At 71.0% G+C, this 15,285-nt stretch carries 9 protein-coding genes; 3 read left to right on the top strand and 6 right to left on the bottom strand.

From position 1 onward, the window contains the following. Positions 1-187: 187 nt before the first annotated feature. The 3 genes from AB0I11_RS23455 to AB0I11_RS23465 form a co-directional block, all read right to left on the bottom strand. Positions 188-1,726, bottom strand: coding sequence for a non-reducing end alpha-L-arabinofuranosidase family hydrolase (locus AB0I11_RS23455; protein ID WP_357324254.1), 1,539 nt, complete (start codon positions 1,724-1,726; stop codon positions 188-190). Positions 1,727-2,052: 326 nt separating this feature from the next. Then, entirely contained in the window at positions 2,053-4,434 is a 2,382-nt protein-coding gene (locus AB0I11_RS23460) for an RICIN domain-containing protein (RefSeq protein WP_357324257.1), read from the bottom strand. Positions 4,435-4,514: 80 nt separating this feature from the next. Continuing rightward, the gene (locus tag AB0I11_RS23465; protein WP_357324260.1) at positions 4,515-5,873 is read right to left on the bottom strand and encodes an RICIN domain-containing protein; all 1,359 of its coding nucleotides are present in this window, start codon (positions 5,871-5,873) and stop codon (positions 4,515-4,517) included. Positions 5,874-6,415: 542 nt separating this feature from the next. On the opposite strand from AB0I11_RS23465, the gene AB0I11_RS23470 reads away from it, so the two are divergent. Then, positions 6,416-7,801 (top strand): ricin-type beta-trefoil lectin domain protein, encoded by a 1,386-nt coding sequence (locus AB0I11_RS23470; RefSeq protein ID WP_357324263.1) that lies wholly within the window; start codon positions 6,416-6,418, stop codon positions 7,799-7,801. A 16-nt stretch (positions 7,802-7,817) separates the two neighbouring features. On the opposite strand, the gene AB0I11_RS23475 is transcribed toward AB0I11_RS23470, so the two are convergent. Then, on the bottom strand, positions 7,818-9,401 hold the full coding sequence (locus AB0I11_RS23475; RefSeq protein ID WP_357324450.1) for a sigma-70 family RNA polymerase sigma factor: 1,584 nt from the start codon (positions 9,399-9,401) through the stop codon (positions 7,818-7,820). Between the two features lie 492 nt (positions 9,402-9,893). Between AB0I11_RS23475 and AB0I11_RS23480 the strand changes: the two genes are divergently transcribed. Then, a complete protein-coding gene (locus AB0I11_RS23480; protein ID WP_357324453.1) occupies positions 9,894-11,909 on the top strand; it encodes a family 43 glycosylhydrolase in 2,016 nt (671 codons plus the stop codon). A gap of 43 nt (positions 11,910-11,952) precedes the next feature. Further along, positions 11,953-13,440, top strand: a complete 1,488-nt coding sequence (locus AB0I11_RS23485) for an endo-1,4-beta-xylanase (protein ID WP_357324266.1) — start codon at positions 11,953-11,955, stop codon at positions 13,438-13,440. A gap of 431 nt (positions 13,441-13,871) precedes the next feature. Here AB0I11_RS23485 and AB0I11_RS23490 read toward each other — a convergent pair whose 3' ends face one another. After that, entirely contained in the window at positions 13,872-14,057 is a 186-nt protein-coding gene (locus tag AB0I11_RS23490) for a hypothetical protein (RefSeq protein WP_357324269.1), read from the bottom strand. Positions 14,058-14,140: 83 nt separating this feature from the next. Next, positions 14,141-15,259 carry an RICIN domain-containing protein gene (locus AB0I11_RS23495; protein WP_357324272.1) on the bottom strand — a complete coding sequence of 373 codons (1,119 nt, stop codon included), beginning with the start codon at positions 15,257-15,259 and terminating at the stop codon, positions 14,141-14,143. Between the last annotated feature and the right edge of the window lie 26 nt (positions 15,260-15,285).

The following is a 15,285-nucleotide window of genomic DNA, read 5'->3' on the forward strand; positions in this document are numbered from 1 at the left end:
CTACCCGCCGCTCTTCCGAGCTCGGCGGGCGCCGGGGCGCGGCGGGGATGACCGTGGATGGGCTCGGCCGCCCACCGAGCCCATCCACGGTCATCCCGGCCGCGTTCGGGGGCGGGAACGCTGGTCCGGTCCGGCGGCGCCGTCGCCGCGGCCGCCCGGAAACCCGGACCGGACCAGCGTCACTGCCCTAGCGCTGCAGGGTCAGCACCCCCGGGCGGTACGGCAGGAGGCCGTAGTCGCCGCCGGAGTTCGGGGACCGCCCCTGGTAGAGCAGTTGCAGGTTGCAGGGGTCGATGGTCTTGGTCTGGTCCGGGTTGCTCCGCACCAGGTCGCCGTGGCTGATGTCGTTGGTCCAGGTGGCACCGCTGTTGGCCTTGCCGGCGAAGGGGTTGCTCTCGCTGGTGGCCTGCGGGGTCCAGGACCCGCCGAGGCTGCTGGAGGTGTACGAGCGGAAGTAGCGGCCCTGCGAGCCGATCGACTCGACCAGCATGAGGTACTGGTTCTGGCCCTGGACCTTGTAGACCTCGACCCCCTCGAACAGGTTGTTGGTCGAGTCACTCATGATCGTCGTGTAGCTCGACCCGAAGTTGCCCGGGAAGTTCCCGATCGGCATGCTGGCCCGGTAGATCTTGCCGTTGTCCCCGGCGAAGAAGAGGTACATGTTCGAGCCGTCGCCGATCAGCGTCTGGTCGATGGGACCCGTGCCGGAGCCGGAGATGCTGCCGGTGAAGAGCGTCTGCTGCGCCGACCACCCGTTGACGTTGGTGGGATCGCTGGACGTCCGGTAGGAGAACGCCGTCCCGCCCCACTGGTAGGCGAGCACCCAGATGTTCTTCGGGGCGAAGTAGAACAGCGTCGGTGCGACAGCGGAGAAGGGCATCGCGTTCTGGCTGGCCGAGCCCATGTCGGACCAGTTCGTGAACGGGCTGAAGTTCATCGACCCCCACGACGACCCGGTGTCGTGCGTCGTGGCGTAGACGAGGTGCCGGCCGTTGTACACGACGTTGGTGAAGTCCTTCAGCGAGACCCAGCCCGACCGCGGGGTCGCCAGCGCGCCGGTCGACGACCAGCGGTAGCTCGACGGCAGCGAGCAGGTGCCGCCAGGCGGCGGCGTGGTGGGCGGCGGCGTGGTGGGGTTGCCACCGCCGTCGACGCGGGCGAGCTGCCACTGCTGGTTGGTGCCGTTCCAGTCGTCGTACTGCACGATGCTGCCGCCGTCGGCGGTCGAGGCACCCATCACCTCCATGGCCTTGTTGCTGTTCCGGTTGATCAACCGGACGTAGCCGCTGTCGGAGTCGGCCAGCCGGAACTGCTGGTTGGCCTGGTTGCCGTCGGTCCACTGCACGATGTTGGCGCTGTTCGCGGTCGACCAGTTGTAGACGTCGAGCACCTTGCCGGACAGCCGCGACCGCAGCCGGTAGTAGCCGCCGCCCGAGTCCACAAACTGCCACTGCTGCTGGTTGCCGTTGTTGCGCGTCCACTGCACGATCCGCGCGCCGTCGTTCGTGGCCAGGTTGTAGACGTCCAGGGCCTTGCCGCTGTTGCGGTTGACCAGGACGTACCAGGCGCTCGTGTCGACCGTGGCCGCCGCGGCGGGCGTCGACACCACCACCGCGGCGGCACCACCGACCAGCACGGCCGCCGCGGCGGCGGCGACCACCCGCGGCAACCACCTACGCCGAGGCGAGGGCGGCGCTATCGAGGGAGACGTACCCAAGGCAGACATGTTCCTCCTTCAGTGACCGGAAGCTGGACGGTCCGCCCGCAGCCGGGCGCACCGTGACGCATGACCGGACGAACGCGCGGCGTGTTAGCGCTAACAGCGAGCTCGCCCGCCCTGCCCAACGCCTGAATCTGCATGCCGACGAGACCAGGCCCCGCCCGGTGAGCCAGGGGTCCCGTCGTCCTTGCCCATCGACTGTGAGCGATAACATATCGTTCGTCAAGACGTAATATTCGCGGCCTGCCGGACGTGTCTCCCGGCCCGGGCGCGGGCAGCTCCCGGACCGGGAACCGCCGGCCGGGCCCGAGGCCCGGCCGGCCGCTCCGTGCTCACGAGCGCAACGTCCACTGCTGGTTCGTGCCTCCGTTGCACGCCCAGAGGACGAGCTTCGTGCCGTTCGCCGTGGCGGCGCCGTACGCGTCCAGGCACAGCCCCGACTGGACGCCGGTCACCGTGCCGTTGGCGTTCACGTTCCACTGCTGGTTGGTCTGGCCGTTGCAGTCCCAGATGATCACCTGGGTGCCGTTCGTGGTGCCCTGCCCCGACGCGTCGAGACACTTGCTGCCGTAGACCTGCAACTGCCGGCCGCTGGTGTAGGTCCACCGCTGGTTGGTGCCACCGGTGCAGTCCCAGAGCTGCGCCTGGGTGCCGTTGGCCGTGCTGGATCCGCCGATCTCGGCACACCGGCCGGACTGGCCGCCGACGATCTGCACGCCCTGCTGGCCGCCGGTGCTCTGCACCCCGGCGGCGGCCATCACCGCCTGGGCGGCCGACGGCCAGTTGTTGTTCGTGACCGTCGTGTTGCCGGAGACCACGTTGCCGCGATCGCCGTTGGTCACATTGCTGCTGCCGTTGGTCGACCAGTTCCCGGTGACGGTGAAGTTGCCCATGTTCTCCCCGCCCCAGTAGTTGGCGGTGGCCCAGGTGCCGGTCGCGGAGAAGACGTTGGTACGGGCGGTGTAGTAGCGGGAGCCCTCGTCGAAGTAGAGCCCGAACCAGCCGTTGCTGCGCAGGCAGTAGTTGTCGCTGATCAGCCCGTTCGGGTGGTTCGACAGGGTGTAGATGCAGGACCCGTCGGTCATCTGCTGCATGACGTCGTGGACGTAGTTGCCGGTAAGCTGGTTGTTGGACGCGGTGGTCGGCGTGCTGTAGCGCGGCTGGTAGTTGTACAAACCCCGGTTGGCGTACTCGGTGCTGCCGCCGGCGTCGTTGCTGCCCCACCCGTAGCCGACCGACAGGCCGGTGTACGGCAGGTTGTAGACCTCGTTGTGGGTGACCGTGGCGGTGCTGACGTAGGTGGTCAGGACCGCCACGATGCCCCGGTAGTCCAGCCCGAGGTCATGGATGCGGTTGTTGCTCACGGTGATGTTCCGGTTGACCATCCGCGAGTCGCTCGGGTGGTGCGCGTCGGCGCGTACGCCGCCGACCACGATGCCCCCGGCGGAGCTGCGGGCGATCTCCGAGCGGGTGATCGTGATGTTGCTGGCGCCGAGGCCGACCCCGCTGGCGTGGGCGTTCGCGTCGTTGCCGATCCCCACCGCGGTCTGGCCCAGGTTGACGAACTGGGAGTCGCTGAAGGAGATCGTGTTGGCCGCGGACACCTGCACGGCCGCCGGCATCTGGCTCCAGCCCGGCCGGGTGGCCTCGAACAGCTGGCAGCCCTCCTGGCACGAGGTCAGCGCGTCGGCCGGCCGGGCCCAGGTGCCGGTGATGTGGGCGCCGGTCTGCTGGTCGGCGAAGCCCTGGTTGCTGCTCGGCCCCAGCCAGCTCGTGCCGCTGAAGGTGATCCCGCTGAACGAGATGTGGTGCGCCGGCGCGTCGTACGTCCCGCCGACGTCCAGCAGCGACGACAGCACCGGCAGCTCGACGCTGGTGGTGGCCATGTTCTGCCCGGCGAGCGGCAGGTAGGAGAGCGCGCCGGAGCCCGGGTCGAGGTACCACTCCCCCGGCGAGTCCAGGAACTCGTAGGCGTTGGCGAGGTAGAGCGGGCCGGCCCGGTGCGGCCGGCTGAGGGTGTCGTAGCCGAACGTGTTGTTGTTCCACGCCGGCTGCTGCATGGTCAGCACGTTGCCGGAGATGCTCTGCACCGGCGCGTACCGGTCGGTGAACGAGCCGACGCTCTCCACCTCGATCCGGTTCTGGTTGGCGAGGTTGTTCAGGTAGCTCAGCGCGCTGTTGCTGAACCGCATGCCGGTGGTGGTGAAGGTGAAGTCGGACCGGTTCACCGCCGTCCGGGCGCGGGTGGCGAGGGCGCCGTTGACGTAGAGCTGCCGGCTGTCGATCCCGGCGCCGACGTTCGCCCGCCAGATGTTCTTCCCGGCGTCGACGAGCGACCAGCCGGTGACCGCCCGCGCCCCGCTGATCACCGGTCGGGCCGACGCGGCGGCCCGCCAGACCACGGTGTAGCCGTTGTTGCCGGAGTCGGCGGCGGTCATGCGAAGCGGGGCGGCGAGCCGGTACACGCCGTCGGCCAACTCCACCACGATGTCGCCGGACATCGCGGCGTTCCGCGACCGTACGGCCTCCTGCGCGGCGGTCAGCGAGCACGGTTGGCTGGTGGAGCAGGCGCTGCCTGTCCCGTTGGGCGCGGCGTAGAGGGTGGTGGTGGCCGCGGCGGCCGGCGAGGCGGCGACGAGCACCCCCGTGGCGCCGAGGACCGCCGCGGCGATCCCGGCGGCCAGTTGTCTGCGTCTGATCGGAGCTGGGGGCATCGGAACGGTCTCCTGTCGTACGCGGTGGTGTGGTGGGGCGCCGGCCGGGACGGGGCTCCGGCCGGCGCCGGCTGGCTCCGTCAGAACTGGGCGAAGAACCGCCAGACCTCGCCCTTGGTCCAGGTCGTCACACCGCTCTCGGCGTACGTGCCGTCCACCGGGCCCGGCATGTGGCCGTTGTCGAACGCCGCCCACTGCACCGGGTAGCCGGCGCGGCAGCCGGAGTAGGCGGTGGTGAGGTGGGTCCGGCTGCCGGGCGCCGGCTCGGGTGGGCTCTGCGGCGTGCAGCCGTTGTTCCGGACGAACGTGTCGCGCAGTGCCCGCCCCTGGGAGATGTTGAGCACGTTGTCGGTGATGCCGTGCAGCCCGAAGTACGCGATGGGCTGGGTCCCGCCGCTGCACCCGCTGATCTGCGCGCCGCTGAAGACCGCGACGGCCCGGAACACGTTCGCCCGGGCGCACGCCAGCGCGTAGCTCATGCCGCCGCCCCAGCTGAACCCGAGCGCGAAGAGCTGCCGGGTGTTGACGCAGAGGGCACCCTCGATCTGCCGGATCATGTCGTCGACGAACGTGACGTCCTCGCCGCCGGAGTTGGCCCAGCCGTTGCCGAGGCCCTGCGGCGCGACCAGGATCGCGCTGTTGTTTGACTGCTCCAGCTGGCCGTAGTAGGACCAGGCGGCCCCGCTGGTGCCACCCGAGTCGACCTCGTTGGCGGTGCCGCCGCGCCAGTGGAACGCGAAGATCAGGCGGTACTGGCGGTTGCTGTCGTAGTTGCCCGGCAGCCGCAGCAGGTAGCTGCGGCTCTTGCCACCGCTCTGGATCGTGTGGTTGCCGTTCGACAGCCCGGGCGCGTTGCCGCATCCGCCACCGGTGCCGCCACCGCCGGACACCAGGACCGGCTGCCACTGTTGGTTGGCGCCGTTCCAGTCGGTGTACTGCACGACGTTGGCGCCGTCGGTGGTGGCGGCGCCCTGCACCTCGACGGCCTTGCCGCTGTTGCGGCTGATCAGGCGCAGGTAGCCGCCGGAGTCGGCGAGTTGGAACTGCTGGTTGCCGGCGTTGTTGTCGGTCCACTGGATGATCGCCGCGCCGTCGGCGGTGGACGCGCCGTTGACGTCGAGGACCTTGCCGGAGTTGCGGGACTTGAGGCGGTAGTAGCCGCCGCCGGAGTCGACGAACTGCCACTGCTGGTTGGTGCCGTCGTTGCGGGTCCACTGGGTGATCCGGGCGCCGTCGGCGGTGGAGGCGCCGTAGACGTCGAGGGCCTTGCCGCTGTTGCGGTTGACCAGGACGTACCAGGCGTTGGTGTCGACCGACGCCGCCGCGGCGGGCGCGGCCTGCAGCGTGACGAGCGAACCGGTCGCGACGAGCACCGCCGTGGCGGCGGCCAGTGCCGATCGCCAACGACGTCCGGTCCAGGACGGGGCTGTCACCTTCATGAACCACTCCTTCCAGGCGGGACACGCGCGACGGGGACGGGCGCGTGCCGCGTGGGCGGGTCGGCGCCGGGGGCGTCGGCACGCCAAGATGGCCTGCGAGCAGATGCAGGGGGGATGGCCCGCGGACCGTCGATGGCGGGTCCGGCGAGCCGGGCGCAGCCCGGGCCGAGCGGGCGCTGGGGTCGCCCGGCTCCCAGCCTCCGCCCAGCCCGGCAGGGGCTATGTTAGCGATAACAGGGGCGATCAGCAATGAAGCGCATCTATTTTGAATTGTCGACCTATCCGCTACCGGCGACCGACATCGTTGCGAGAAAAGTGTTATGAGCGATGCCCGCATATGGTCGACACAATAGGCGGGTCCGGCCCCTTGTACGCGTCCGGCCGTTCTGGCAATCTGCTGGCGTCACCGGGCAACGCGCAGGCCGACCATCCGGACCGCCGACCATCCGGACCGCCGACCACAGCACCCGGCGAGCGGCATCGCCCGACGCTGACGTCGCGGCCGGCCCGGCAGCACCTTCCCCTCGAACCTCGGAGACGTCATGCAGCAGAGACTCCGGCGTACCCTGTTGGCACTGGTGCTGGCCGTGACCGGCACCCTCGCCGTGGTGGGGATCGGTTCGCCCGCGCAGGCGGCGACCGCGACGATCACGCCCGGCACCCCGTGGACGGACACCGCCGGCCGGCGCCTGCAGGCGCACGGCGCCGGCATCTTCACCGTCGGCTCCACCTACTACCTGGTGGGCGAGGACAAGAGCGCCGGGGCCACCTTCACCGCCGTCGCCTGCTACTCCTCGACGGACCTGGCGCACTGGACCCGGCAGACCGACGCGCTCTCCCGGCAGGCCAGCGGCGACCTCGCCGCCGGACGGATCGTGGAGCGGCCGAAGGTGATCTTCAACAGCGCCACCGGCCGCTACGTGATGTGGATGCACATCGACTCCAGCTCGTACGGGGACGCCCGCGCCGGGGTCGCGGTCAGCAGCACGCCGTGCGGCCCCTACACCTACCTGGGCTCCAGCCGGCCACTCGGCTTCCTGAGCCGGGACCTGGGCCTGTTCAAGGACGACGACGGCACCGCGTACCTGCTCACCGAGGATCGCGACCACGGTCTGCGGATCGACCGGCTCTCCGCCGACTACACCAGCGTGGTCGGCGCGGTCGCGGTCCTCCCGGACCTGGAGTCGCCGGCGATGGCGAAGGTCGGTGGCCGCTACTTCCTGCTCGCCTCGCATCTGACCGGCTGGTCGACCAACGACAACGTGTACGCGACGGCGACCTCGCCGGCCGGGCCGTGGAGCGAGTTCCGGAACGTCGCGCCGGCCGGCAGTCGCACCTACGACTCGCAGACGTCGTTCCTGCTGCCGGTCAGCGGCAGCGCCGGGACCAGCTACGTGTACCTGGGCGACCGGTGGAACCCGTCGGACCTGAACTCCTCGCTGCCGGTCTGGCTGCCGATCACCCTCACCCCCGGTGGCACCGCCGCGCTGAGCTGGTTCAGCTCGTGGGGCGTCGACACGGCCAGCGGATCACTGACCCTGCCGGCGTCCCGGCTGGTCGGCGCGCAGTCCGGGCGCTGCCTGAGCATCGCCGACGGTTCGACGGCCAACGGCGCGGCGGCCCAGCTGCGGACCTGCACCGGCGCGGCGTACCAGACCTTCGCGCCGAGCCCGGCCGGCGAGCTGCGGGTGTACGGCAACAAGTGCCTGGACGCCTACGGTCAGGGCACCGCGGCGGGCACCGCGGTGGTGATCTGGGACTGCAACGGCGGTGACAACCAGAAGTGGATGCTGGCCGCTGACGGCACCGTCCTCGGCGTCCAGTCCCGGCTCTGCCTGGACGTCAACGGCCAGGCCACGAACGACGGAGCGAAGGTCCAGCTCTGGACGTGCAACGGCGGGGCCAACCAGCGGTGGAACCGGAGCTGACCCGGCCGGGCGGGGGTCAGCCGGCCAGGGCCGGGCGGACCCGGAACGAGCTGTCGGCGCGGAAGGCGGCGGTGCCGTCGGCCTGGTCCACCCAGAGCTGCCCGTCGCGGTGCCGCAGGAACCAGCCGGGATAGTTCGACGCCTCCAGCGATGTCGTGGCGGCCGCCGTCCCGTCCCGCGGGCAGAAGGTGGCGTCACCCCGGAACAGCTCCGTCCCCTGGTCCGGGCTGAGCTGTAGCCGCCAGTAGGCGTGCCGCAGGTAGCGGCCGTCCCGCGCGCGGAAGGAGACGCACCGGGCGTCGGCCAGGCCGGCGAGCACGGTGAAGGTCGCCTGGCGGCGGGCCGCCTCGGTGCTGTCCGGCCCGAGCGGCAGCAGGACGCCGAGATCGTCGACGATCGCGACGTACCGTCCGGTCGCGGTGGCCGCCTCGAGCGACACGGGCCGGCCCGCGGTCAGCGCGGCGGTCCGGACGGCGGACGGTTTCGGTGCCCGGGACGCCGGTGCGGTCGGCTCCCGCGGGGTGACCGCCGGCGCCGGGGCGGCGGTGGTACGCGGCCCGGCCGGGGACGGTGGCGCGGCGACCGGCGCGGGCGGCGCGGGCGTGGGCAGGACCGCCACGGTGACCGCGGCGCCGGCGGCGAGGGCAGCGGCAACCACGGTGGCGGCGACGGGGTGTGCCACGACCGGCTGGAGCAGCTGGCCGAAGACCGCCGCCTTGACGCTGGCGCCGGCCCCGCCGCCGGACGCCGAGCCCAGCGCGCCGGGCAGGGCGGTGGTCGACCCGGCCGCCGTGCCGAGCGCTCCCCGGGCGACCAGCACGGCGGCGAGCCCGACCGGTACGGGGAGCAGGCCGAGCCCGAGGAGCAGCCGCTCCGCACCGATCATGCCGGCGGCGGCGCGCGGGCAGCGCGGGCAGGACCTGGTGTGCCGGACCAGGCGCTTGCGCCACAACGGGCTCGGCACGCCGTCCCAGGCCGCCGCCGCGGCGTCGAGCTCGGGGCACCTCGGCCGGGCCTCCAGCGCGGCCACCAGTTCCCGGCACAGGTCGAGTTGATGGCGCATGCGCTGCACCCGCACGGCCGCGTGCGCGACGCTCACCCCCAGGGCCGCCGCGAACTCGGCCCGGGTCAGCTCGCCCGCCACCTCCAGCCACCACAGGGAGAGCAGGGCCTGGTCGTCCGGGTCGAGCCAGTGGCTGGCCCGGACGGTCTGGCGGCGCTGCCGGGAGAGCTCCACGCGCAGGGTCGTGACGTCCTCGACGGCGGCGTCGACGTCGGGCGTCCCGGCCGCCTCGTCCAGCGGCGCGGTCCGCCGGGCAGCCGCCCGCCGGCGGTGCAGGTGGGTGCCGAGCTGGCGCAGCGCGATCGCGGCCAGCCAGGGCCGGAAGCTCTCGGGGGTACGCAGTTCCGGAAGCCGGCGGATGGCCCGCAGCATGGCGTCCTGGACGACGTCGTCGGTGTCCGGGTGCCCGTTCAGCGCGCGGTGCACGAGGCTGTAGACCAGCGGCAGGCCGCGGGCCAGCAACTCGTCCAGGGCCCGCCGGTCGCCTGCCTGGGCCGCGACCACGAGGTCCGTCTCGTTCCTGCCGGTAGCTCGCATCCTCACGTCGCAGTCACACAGTTCGATCGGGGCGGGTGATCCGTGGTGGCGGCCGCAGCCGGTTGGCGGTGGTCGTTGACTGTCGCCGAAGACCGACCACCCCGTCAAGAAGGGGCGGGACCGGGGGCGGCAAATGGGCGTGCCAAAAAGTGTTATCGGTCGCGACGACGGCGAGTCGACAGGCGGCCACCCGGCGGCCGAATACATCGATCAGCGCCTAGCTCTTGAATGCCGAGAAACATTCTGGCAACGTTGGCGACCTCGATGTCTGTGCAGTGGGCGTAGGGCCTGCACACCTCGAGACCCCCAGCACCACCACCGTTTACGACCCGACGCCTACCGAGAGTTGTTAGCGCTAACAGCGTGGCGTCGACTCCGAGTGGAGGGAACATGCCCATGCCCATCGACCACGCGCCCCCACCGGCCGCCCCAAGCCGGCGCCGCCGGCGCCCGGGGCTGGCCGCCGCGGCCGTCGTGACCCTGCTGGCCAGCATGGCCGCCGTGGCGGTCAACGTCACCGAGGCGGCCGCGGCGTCGGTCGACACCAACGCCTGGTATGTCCTGGTCAACCGCAACAGCGGCAAGGCCCTCGACGTCTACGGCGCCTCCACCGCCGACGGCGCCCGGATCACCCAGTGGACCCGCAACAACGGCGCCAACCAGCAGTGGCAGTTCGTCGACTCCGGCGGCGGCTACTACCGCCTCAAGTCCCGCAACTCCGGCAAGGTCCTCGACGTCAACGGCGCGTCCACCGCCGACGGCGCGGCCATCGTGCAGTGGAGCGACCACAACGGCGCCAACCAGCAGTTCCGGCTGGCCGACTCCGCCGACGGCTACGTCCGTTTCCTCAACCGCAACAGCGGCAAGGCCGTCGAGGTGCAGAACGCCGCCACCACCGACGGGGCCAACGTCGTGCAGTACACCGACTGGAACGGCGCCAACCAGCAGTGGCAACTCGCCCGGGTCGACGGCGGCGACCCGACCCCCACCACGCCGCCGCCGTCCGGTACGTCGTACACGAATCCCGTGGTGTGGCAGGACTTCGCCGACGGTGACATCATCCGCGTCGGCGACGCCTACTACTACTCGGCGTCGACCATGCACTACTCCCCCGGCGCGCCGATCCTGCGCTCCTACGACCTGGTGCACTGGGAGTACGCCGGGCACTCCGTGCCGAGCCTCGACTTCGGCTCCAACGCGTACAACCTCAACGGCGGGCGCGCGTACGTCAAGGGCATCTGGGCGTCGGCCTTCAACTACCGCAAGAGCAACAGCACGTACTACTGGATCGGCTGCGTCGAGTTCAACCGCACGTACGTGTACACCTCGACGGCCGTCGACGGCACCTGGCAGAAGCGCTCGCAGATCAACAACTGCTACTACGACGCCGGGCTGCTCGTCGACGACAACGACACCATGTACGTGGCGTACGGCAACACGAACATCAGCGTGGCGCAACTGTCGGCCGACGGGCTGAGCCAGGTCCGCTCCCAGCAGGTGTTCAGCACCCCGTCGAGCGTCGGCACCCTCGAAGGGTCGCGCTTCTACAAGCGCAACGGCTACTACTACATCTGGCTCACCCGCCCCGCCAACGGCCAGTACGTCCTGCGGTCCACCAGCCCGTTCGGCCCGTACGAGATGCGCCAGGTGCTGCTCAACATGCCCAGCCCGATCTCCGGCGGCGGCGTGCCGCACCAGGGCGGCCTCGTGCAGACCCAGAACGGCGACTGGTACTACATGGCCTTCGTCGACGCCTACCCCGGCGGCCGGGTCCCGGCGCTGGCCCCGATCACCTGGACCGGCGACGGCTGGCCGCAGGTCCAGACCGTCAACGGCGGGTGGGGCGCGAGTTACCCGACGCCGAACATCCCCGCCTCGTCGAAGACGGTGCAGCCGATGACCGGCGCGGACACCTTCACCGGCAGCGGCCTCGGCCCGCGCTGGGAGTGGAACCACAACCCGGACAACACCAAGTGGTCGACCGGCAGCGGCCTGCGCCTGCAGACGGCCACGGTCACCAACGACCTGTACGCGGCCCGCAACACGCTCACCCACCGGATCCAGGGGCCCACGTCCACGGCGACGATCGAGCTGGACTACTCGGCCATGAGCGACGGCGACCGGGCCGGGCTCGCGATGCTGCGCGACTCCTCGGCCTGGATCGGCGTCAAACGCGACAACGGCGCCACCCGGGTCACCCTGGTCAACGGCCTGACCATGGACGGCAACTGGAACACCACCGGGACCGGCACCGAGGCGGCCTCCGCCGCGGTCTCCGGCGGCCGGATCTGGTTGCGGGCCAACGCCGACATCCGACCCGGCAGCGGGCGGCAGGCCCGCTTCTCCTACAGCACCGACGGCGTCACCTTCACCGCCCTCGGCCCGGCCTTCACCCTCAACAACGCCTGGCAGTTCTTCATGGGCTACCGCTACGGGATCTTCAACTACGCGACCCGCGCCCTCGGCGGCGCCGTCACCGTCCGCAAGTTCGACATGACCACCCCCTGACCCGGCACCACCCCCACCACCAGAAACCCCGGAAGGTGTGCAGATGAGACAACCTCCCCGCCCGCCGCACGGACGACTCCCGCAGCGGCTCCGGGCGATCCTGACCCTGCTGACCGCCGCGCTGCTCGCCGTCGGTGCCCCGCTGCTGATGTCCGGCTCCGCCGACGCGGGCACCACACTGGGTGCCTCGGCCGCGGAGAAGGGCCGCTACTACGGCGCCGCCGTGCCCGCGTTCAAGCTCTCCGACAGCCAGTTCACCGGCATCCTGGACCGCGAGTTCAACGCGATCACCCCCGAGAACGAGATGAAGTGGGACGCCACCGAGCCGTCCCAGAACCAGTTCCGCTACACCGGCGGCGACCAGATCGTCAGCCACGCCCAGGCACACGGCATGAAGGTCCGCGGCCACACCCTGCTCTGGCACGCCCAGCAGCCCAGCTGGGCGCAGAACATGTCCGGCAGCACGCTGCGCAACGCCGCCATGAACCACGTCACCCAGGTGGCCACCCACTACCGCGGCAAGATCTACGCCTGGGACGTCGTCAACGAGGCCTTCGCCGACGGCGGCAGCGGCGGGCGCCGCGACTCCAACCTGCAACGCACCGGCAACGACTGGATCGAGGTCGCCTTCCGCACCGCGCGCGCCGCCGACCCGGGCGCCAAGCTCTGCTACAACGACTACAACACCGACGGCGTCAACGCGAAGTCGACCGGCATCTACAACATGGTCCGCGACTTCAAGTCCCGCGGCGTACCCATCGACTGCGTCGGCTTCCAGTCCCACCTCGGCACCACGATGCCCGGCGACTACCAGGCCAACCTGCAACGCTTCGCCGACCTCGGCGTCGACGTGCAGATCACCGAGCTGGACATCACCCAGGGCTCCAACCAGGCCAACATGTACGCCGCCGTCACCCGGGCGTGCCTTGCCGTCGCCCGCTGCACCGGCATCACCACCTGGGGCGTCCGCGACAGCGACTCCTGGCGCGGCGGCGACAACCCCCTGCTCTTCGACGCCAACGGCAACAAGAAGGCCGCCTACACAGCCGTGCTGAACGCCCTCAACGCCGGCGGCGGCAGCACGCCGCCGCCGGGCCAGGTCGACACCAGTGCCTGGTACGTGCTGGTCAACCGCAACAGTGGCAAGGCCCTGGACGTCTACGGCAAGTCGACCACCGACGGCGCGCGGATCACCCAGTGGACCCGCAACGACGGCGCCAACCAGCAGTGGCAGTTCGTCGACTCCGGCGGCGGCTACTACCGCCTCAAGTCCCGCAACTCCGGCAAGGTCCTCGACGTCAACGGCGCGTCCACCGCCGACGGCGCGGCCATCATCCAGTGGACCGACAACAACGCCGGCAACCAGCAGTTCCAACTCGCCGATTCCAGCGGCTACCTGCGCCTGATCAGCCGCAACAGCGGCAAGGCCGTCGAGGTGCAGGGCGCCGCCACCACCGACGGCGCCAACGTCGTCCAGTACGCCGACTGGAACGGCGCGAACCAGCAGTGGCAGCTCGTCCGGGTCGGTTAGCGGGGCGGGATCGCGCCGCCGTCCGGCGGGGCACCGATCCGATCCGCTGACCGGGTGTCCCGGTGCTCTCGTCCGGGGAGCACCGGGACATCGCCGCGCCGCGGGCCCACGAGCCGGCGGGCGGCGGGGGCCGGGAATCTCGGTGGTGCGGCGCGTGGGTCGCCGCTACGACGACCAGGCCACGTTGTAGGAGGCGTGGCAGAGGACCGGCGCCATGATGCTCCGGCCGGCGTTGTCGTACAGCCAGACCAGGCGATGGCCGGCTCCGGTAGCGGCGCACCGGTCCAGCGCAGCACCAGGTACGACGTCCCCAGGGACCAGGGGTGGCAGCAGCAGCGCCGGGAGATACCAGACCAGGTGGGTGGCGCGTGGCAGGCGTACCAGGCCGGACGCCCAGTCACCCAGTCCTCGCCGTCCGCGCCGGCGGTACGTCAGGACGACGGCTGCGATCGCCGGCAGACGAACATCAGGGCGCTGGCCGGCACCTCCGCCCGGGTCCAGCGGGACAGGCCGCCGAACAGGGGGCCCAGCAGGTAGAACGCACCGCTGAGGACGAAGACCAGCCCGAAGAACGCGACCACCGGCCGGGCGCTGGACTCGCGCACCGGCTCGGCCACGCGCACAGCCTACCGATCGGTGTGCGGGATCACGGGGCGGCCGGGCGACCGTCAGGCCGCCTGGCCGCCCCGTGCGCCGGTTGTCAGCTGCGCAGGCTCCACTGCTGGTTGGTGCCGCCGTGGCAGTCCCAGAGGACGATCCTCGTGCCGTTGGCGGTGCCCCAGTTGTACGCGTCGAGGCAGCGTCCGGACTGGACGCCGCTGATGGTGCCGTTCGCGTTGACGTTCCACTGCTGGTTGGTCCGGCCGTTGCAGTCCCAGATGATCACGCGGGTGCCGTTCGCGGTGGCGCCGCCCTCAGCGTCCAGGCACTTGCTGCCGAGCACCTGCAGCTGTTTGGCCGTCGTGTAGGTCCACTGCTGCATGGTGCCGCCCCAGCAGTCGTACAGCTGCACCTGGGTGCCGTTGGTGGTGCTGCCGTTCGGCACATCCAGGCAGCGCCCGGACTGCGCGCCGACGATCGCGGTGGTCGACCCGCCCCCCGTGCCACCCGGGGTGCCGATGCTGCCGGGGACCGCCTGCAGGGCGGCGTACCAGACGGCGGCCATCTTGTCGTAGCCGGCGGCGGTGGGGTGGATGCCGTCGATCAGGTCGCCGGTCGTCACGGCGCTGTGCATGTCGACGAGGTGGACGTGCTTGCCTGCGTTCACCTTGCCCTGCACGATGCCGGGGATGGCCGCATTGAAGGTGCGTACGGCGGACTCCTGGCCGCTGTTGGCCAACGGGGTCAGCTGCGCGACGAAGACCTCCGCCGTGGGGGCGGTGTTCGTGATCCGGTCGATCAGGGTGGAGAGCCGGTTCGGCGCGGTGGAGACGTTGTAGTTCTGCAGGATGTCGTTGGTGCCGATGTGCAGCAGGACGCTGTGCGGCTGGTAGGTGTTCAGCCAGCCGACGATGTTGGCGTCGATCTGGTCGATGCGCCAACCGGGGTGGCCCTCGTGGTCGTGGTCGCCCAGGCTGCCGGGCCCGTTGTACTGCGAGCCGACGAAGTCGGTGGTGTAGCGGCCGTTGGCGAGGCGCTGCCACAGGCCGATGCGGTAGCCGCCCGGCACCTGGGTGCCCTCGGTGATGGAGTCACCGAGCGGCATCACCCGTACCCCGCCGTTGGACTCCGCGGCGGCCGGGCCCGTCGGGCCCAGCACGCCGATCATCGTGAGGCCCATCGCGACGCCCACGCTGAGCCATCGAGCTGTTCTCCTCATGTACGTTCCTCTCGGACTGACCGGGC

It is taken from the genome of Micromonospora sp. NPDC050495 (assembly GCF_040655175.1).
Lineage (GTDB): Bacteria > Actinomycetota > Actinomycetes > Mycobacteriales > Micromonosporaceae > Micromonospora.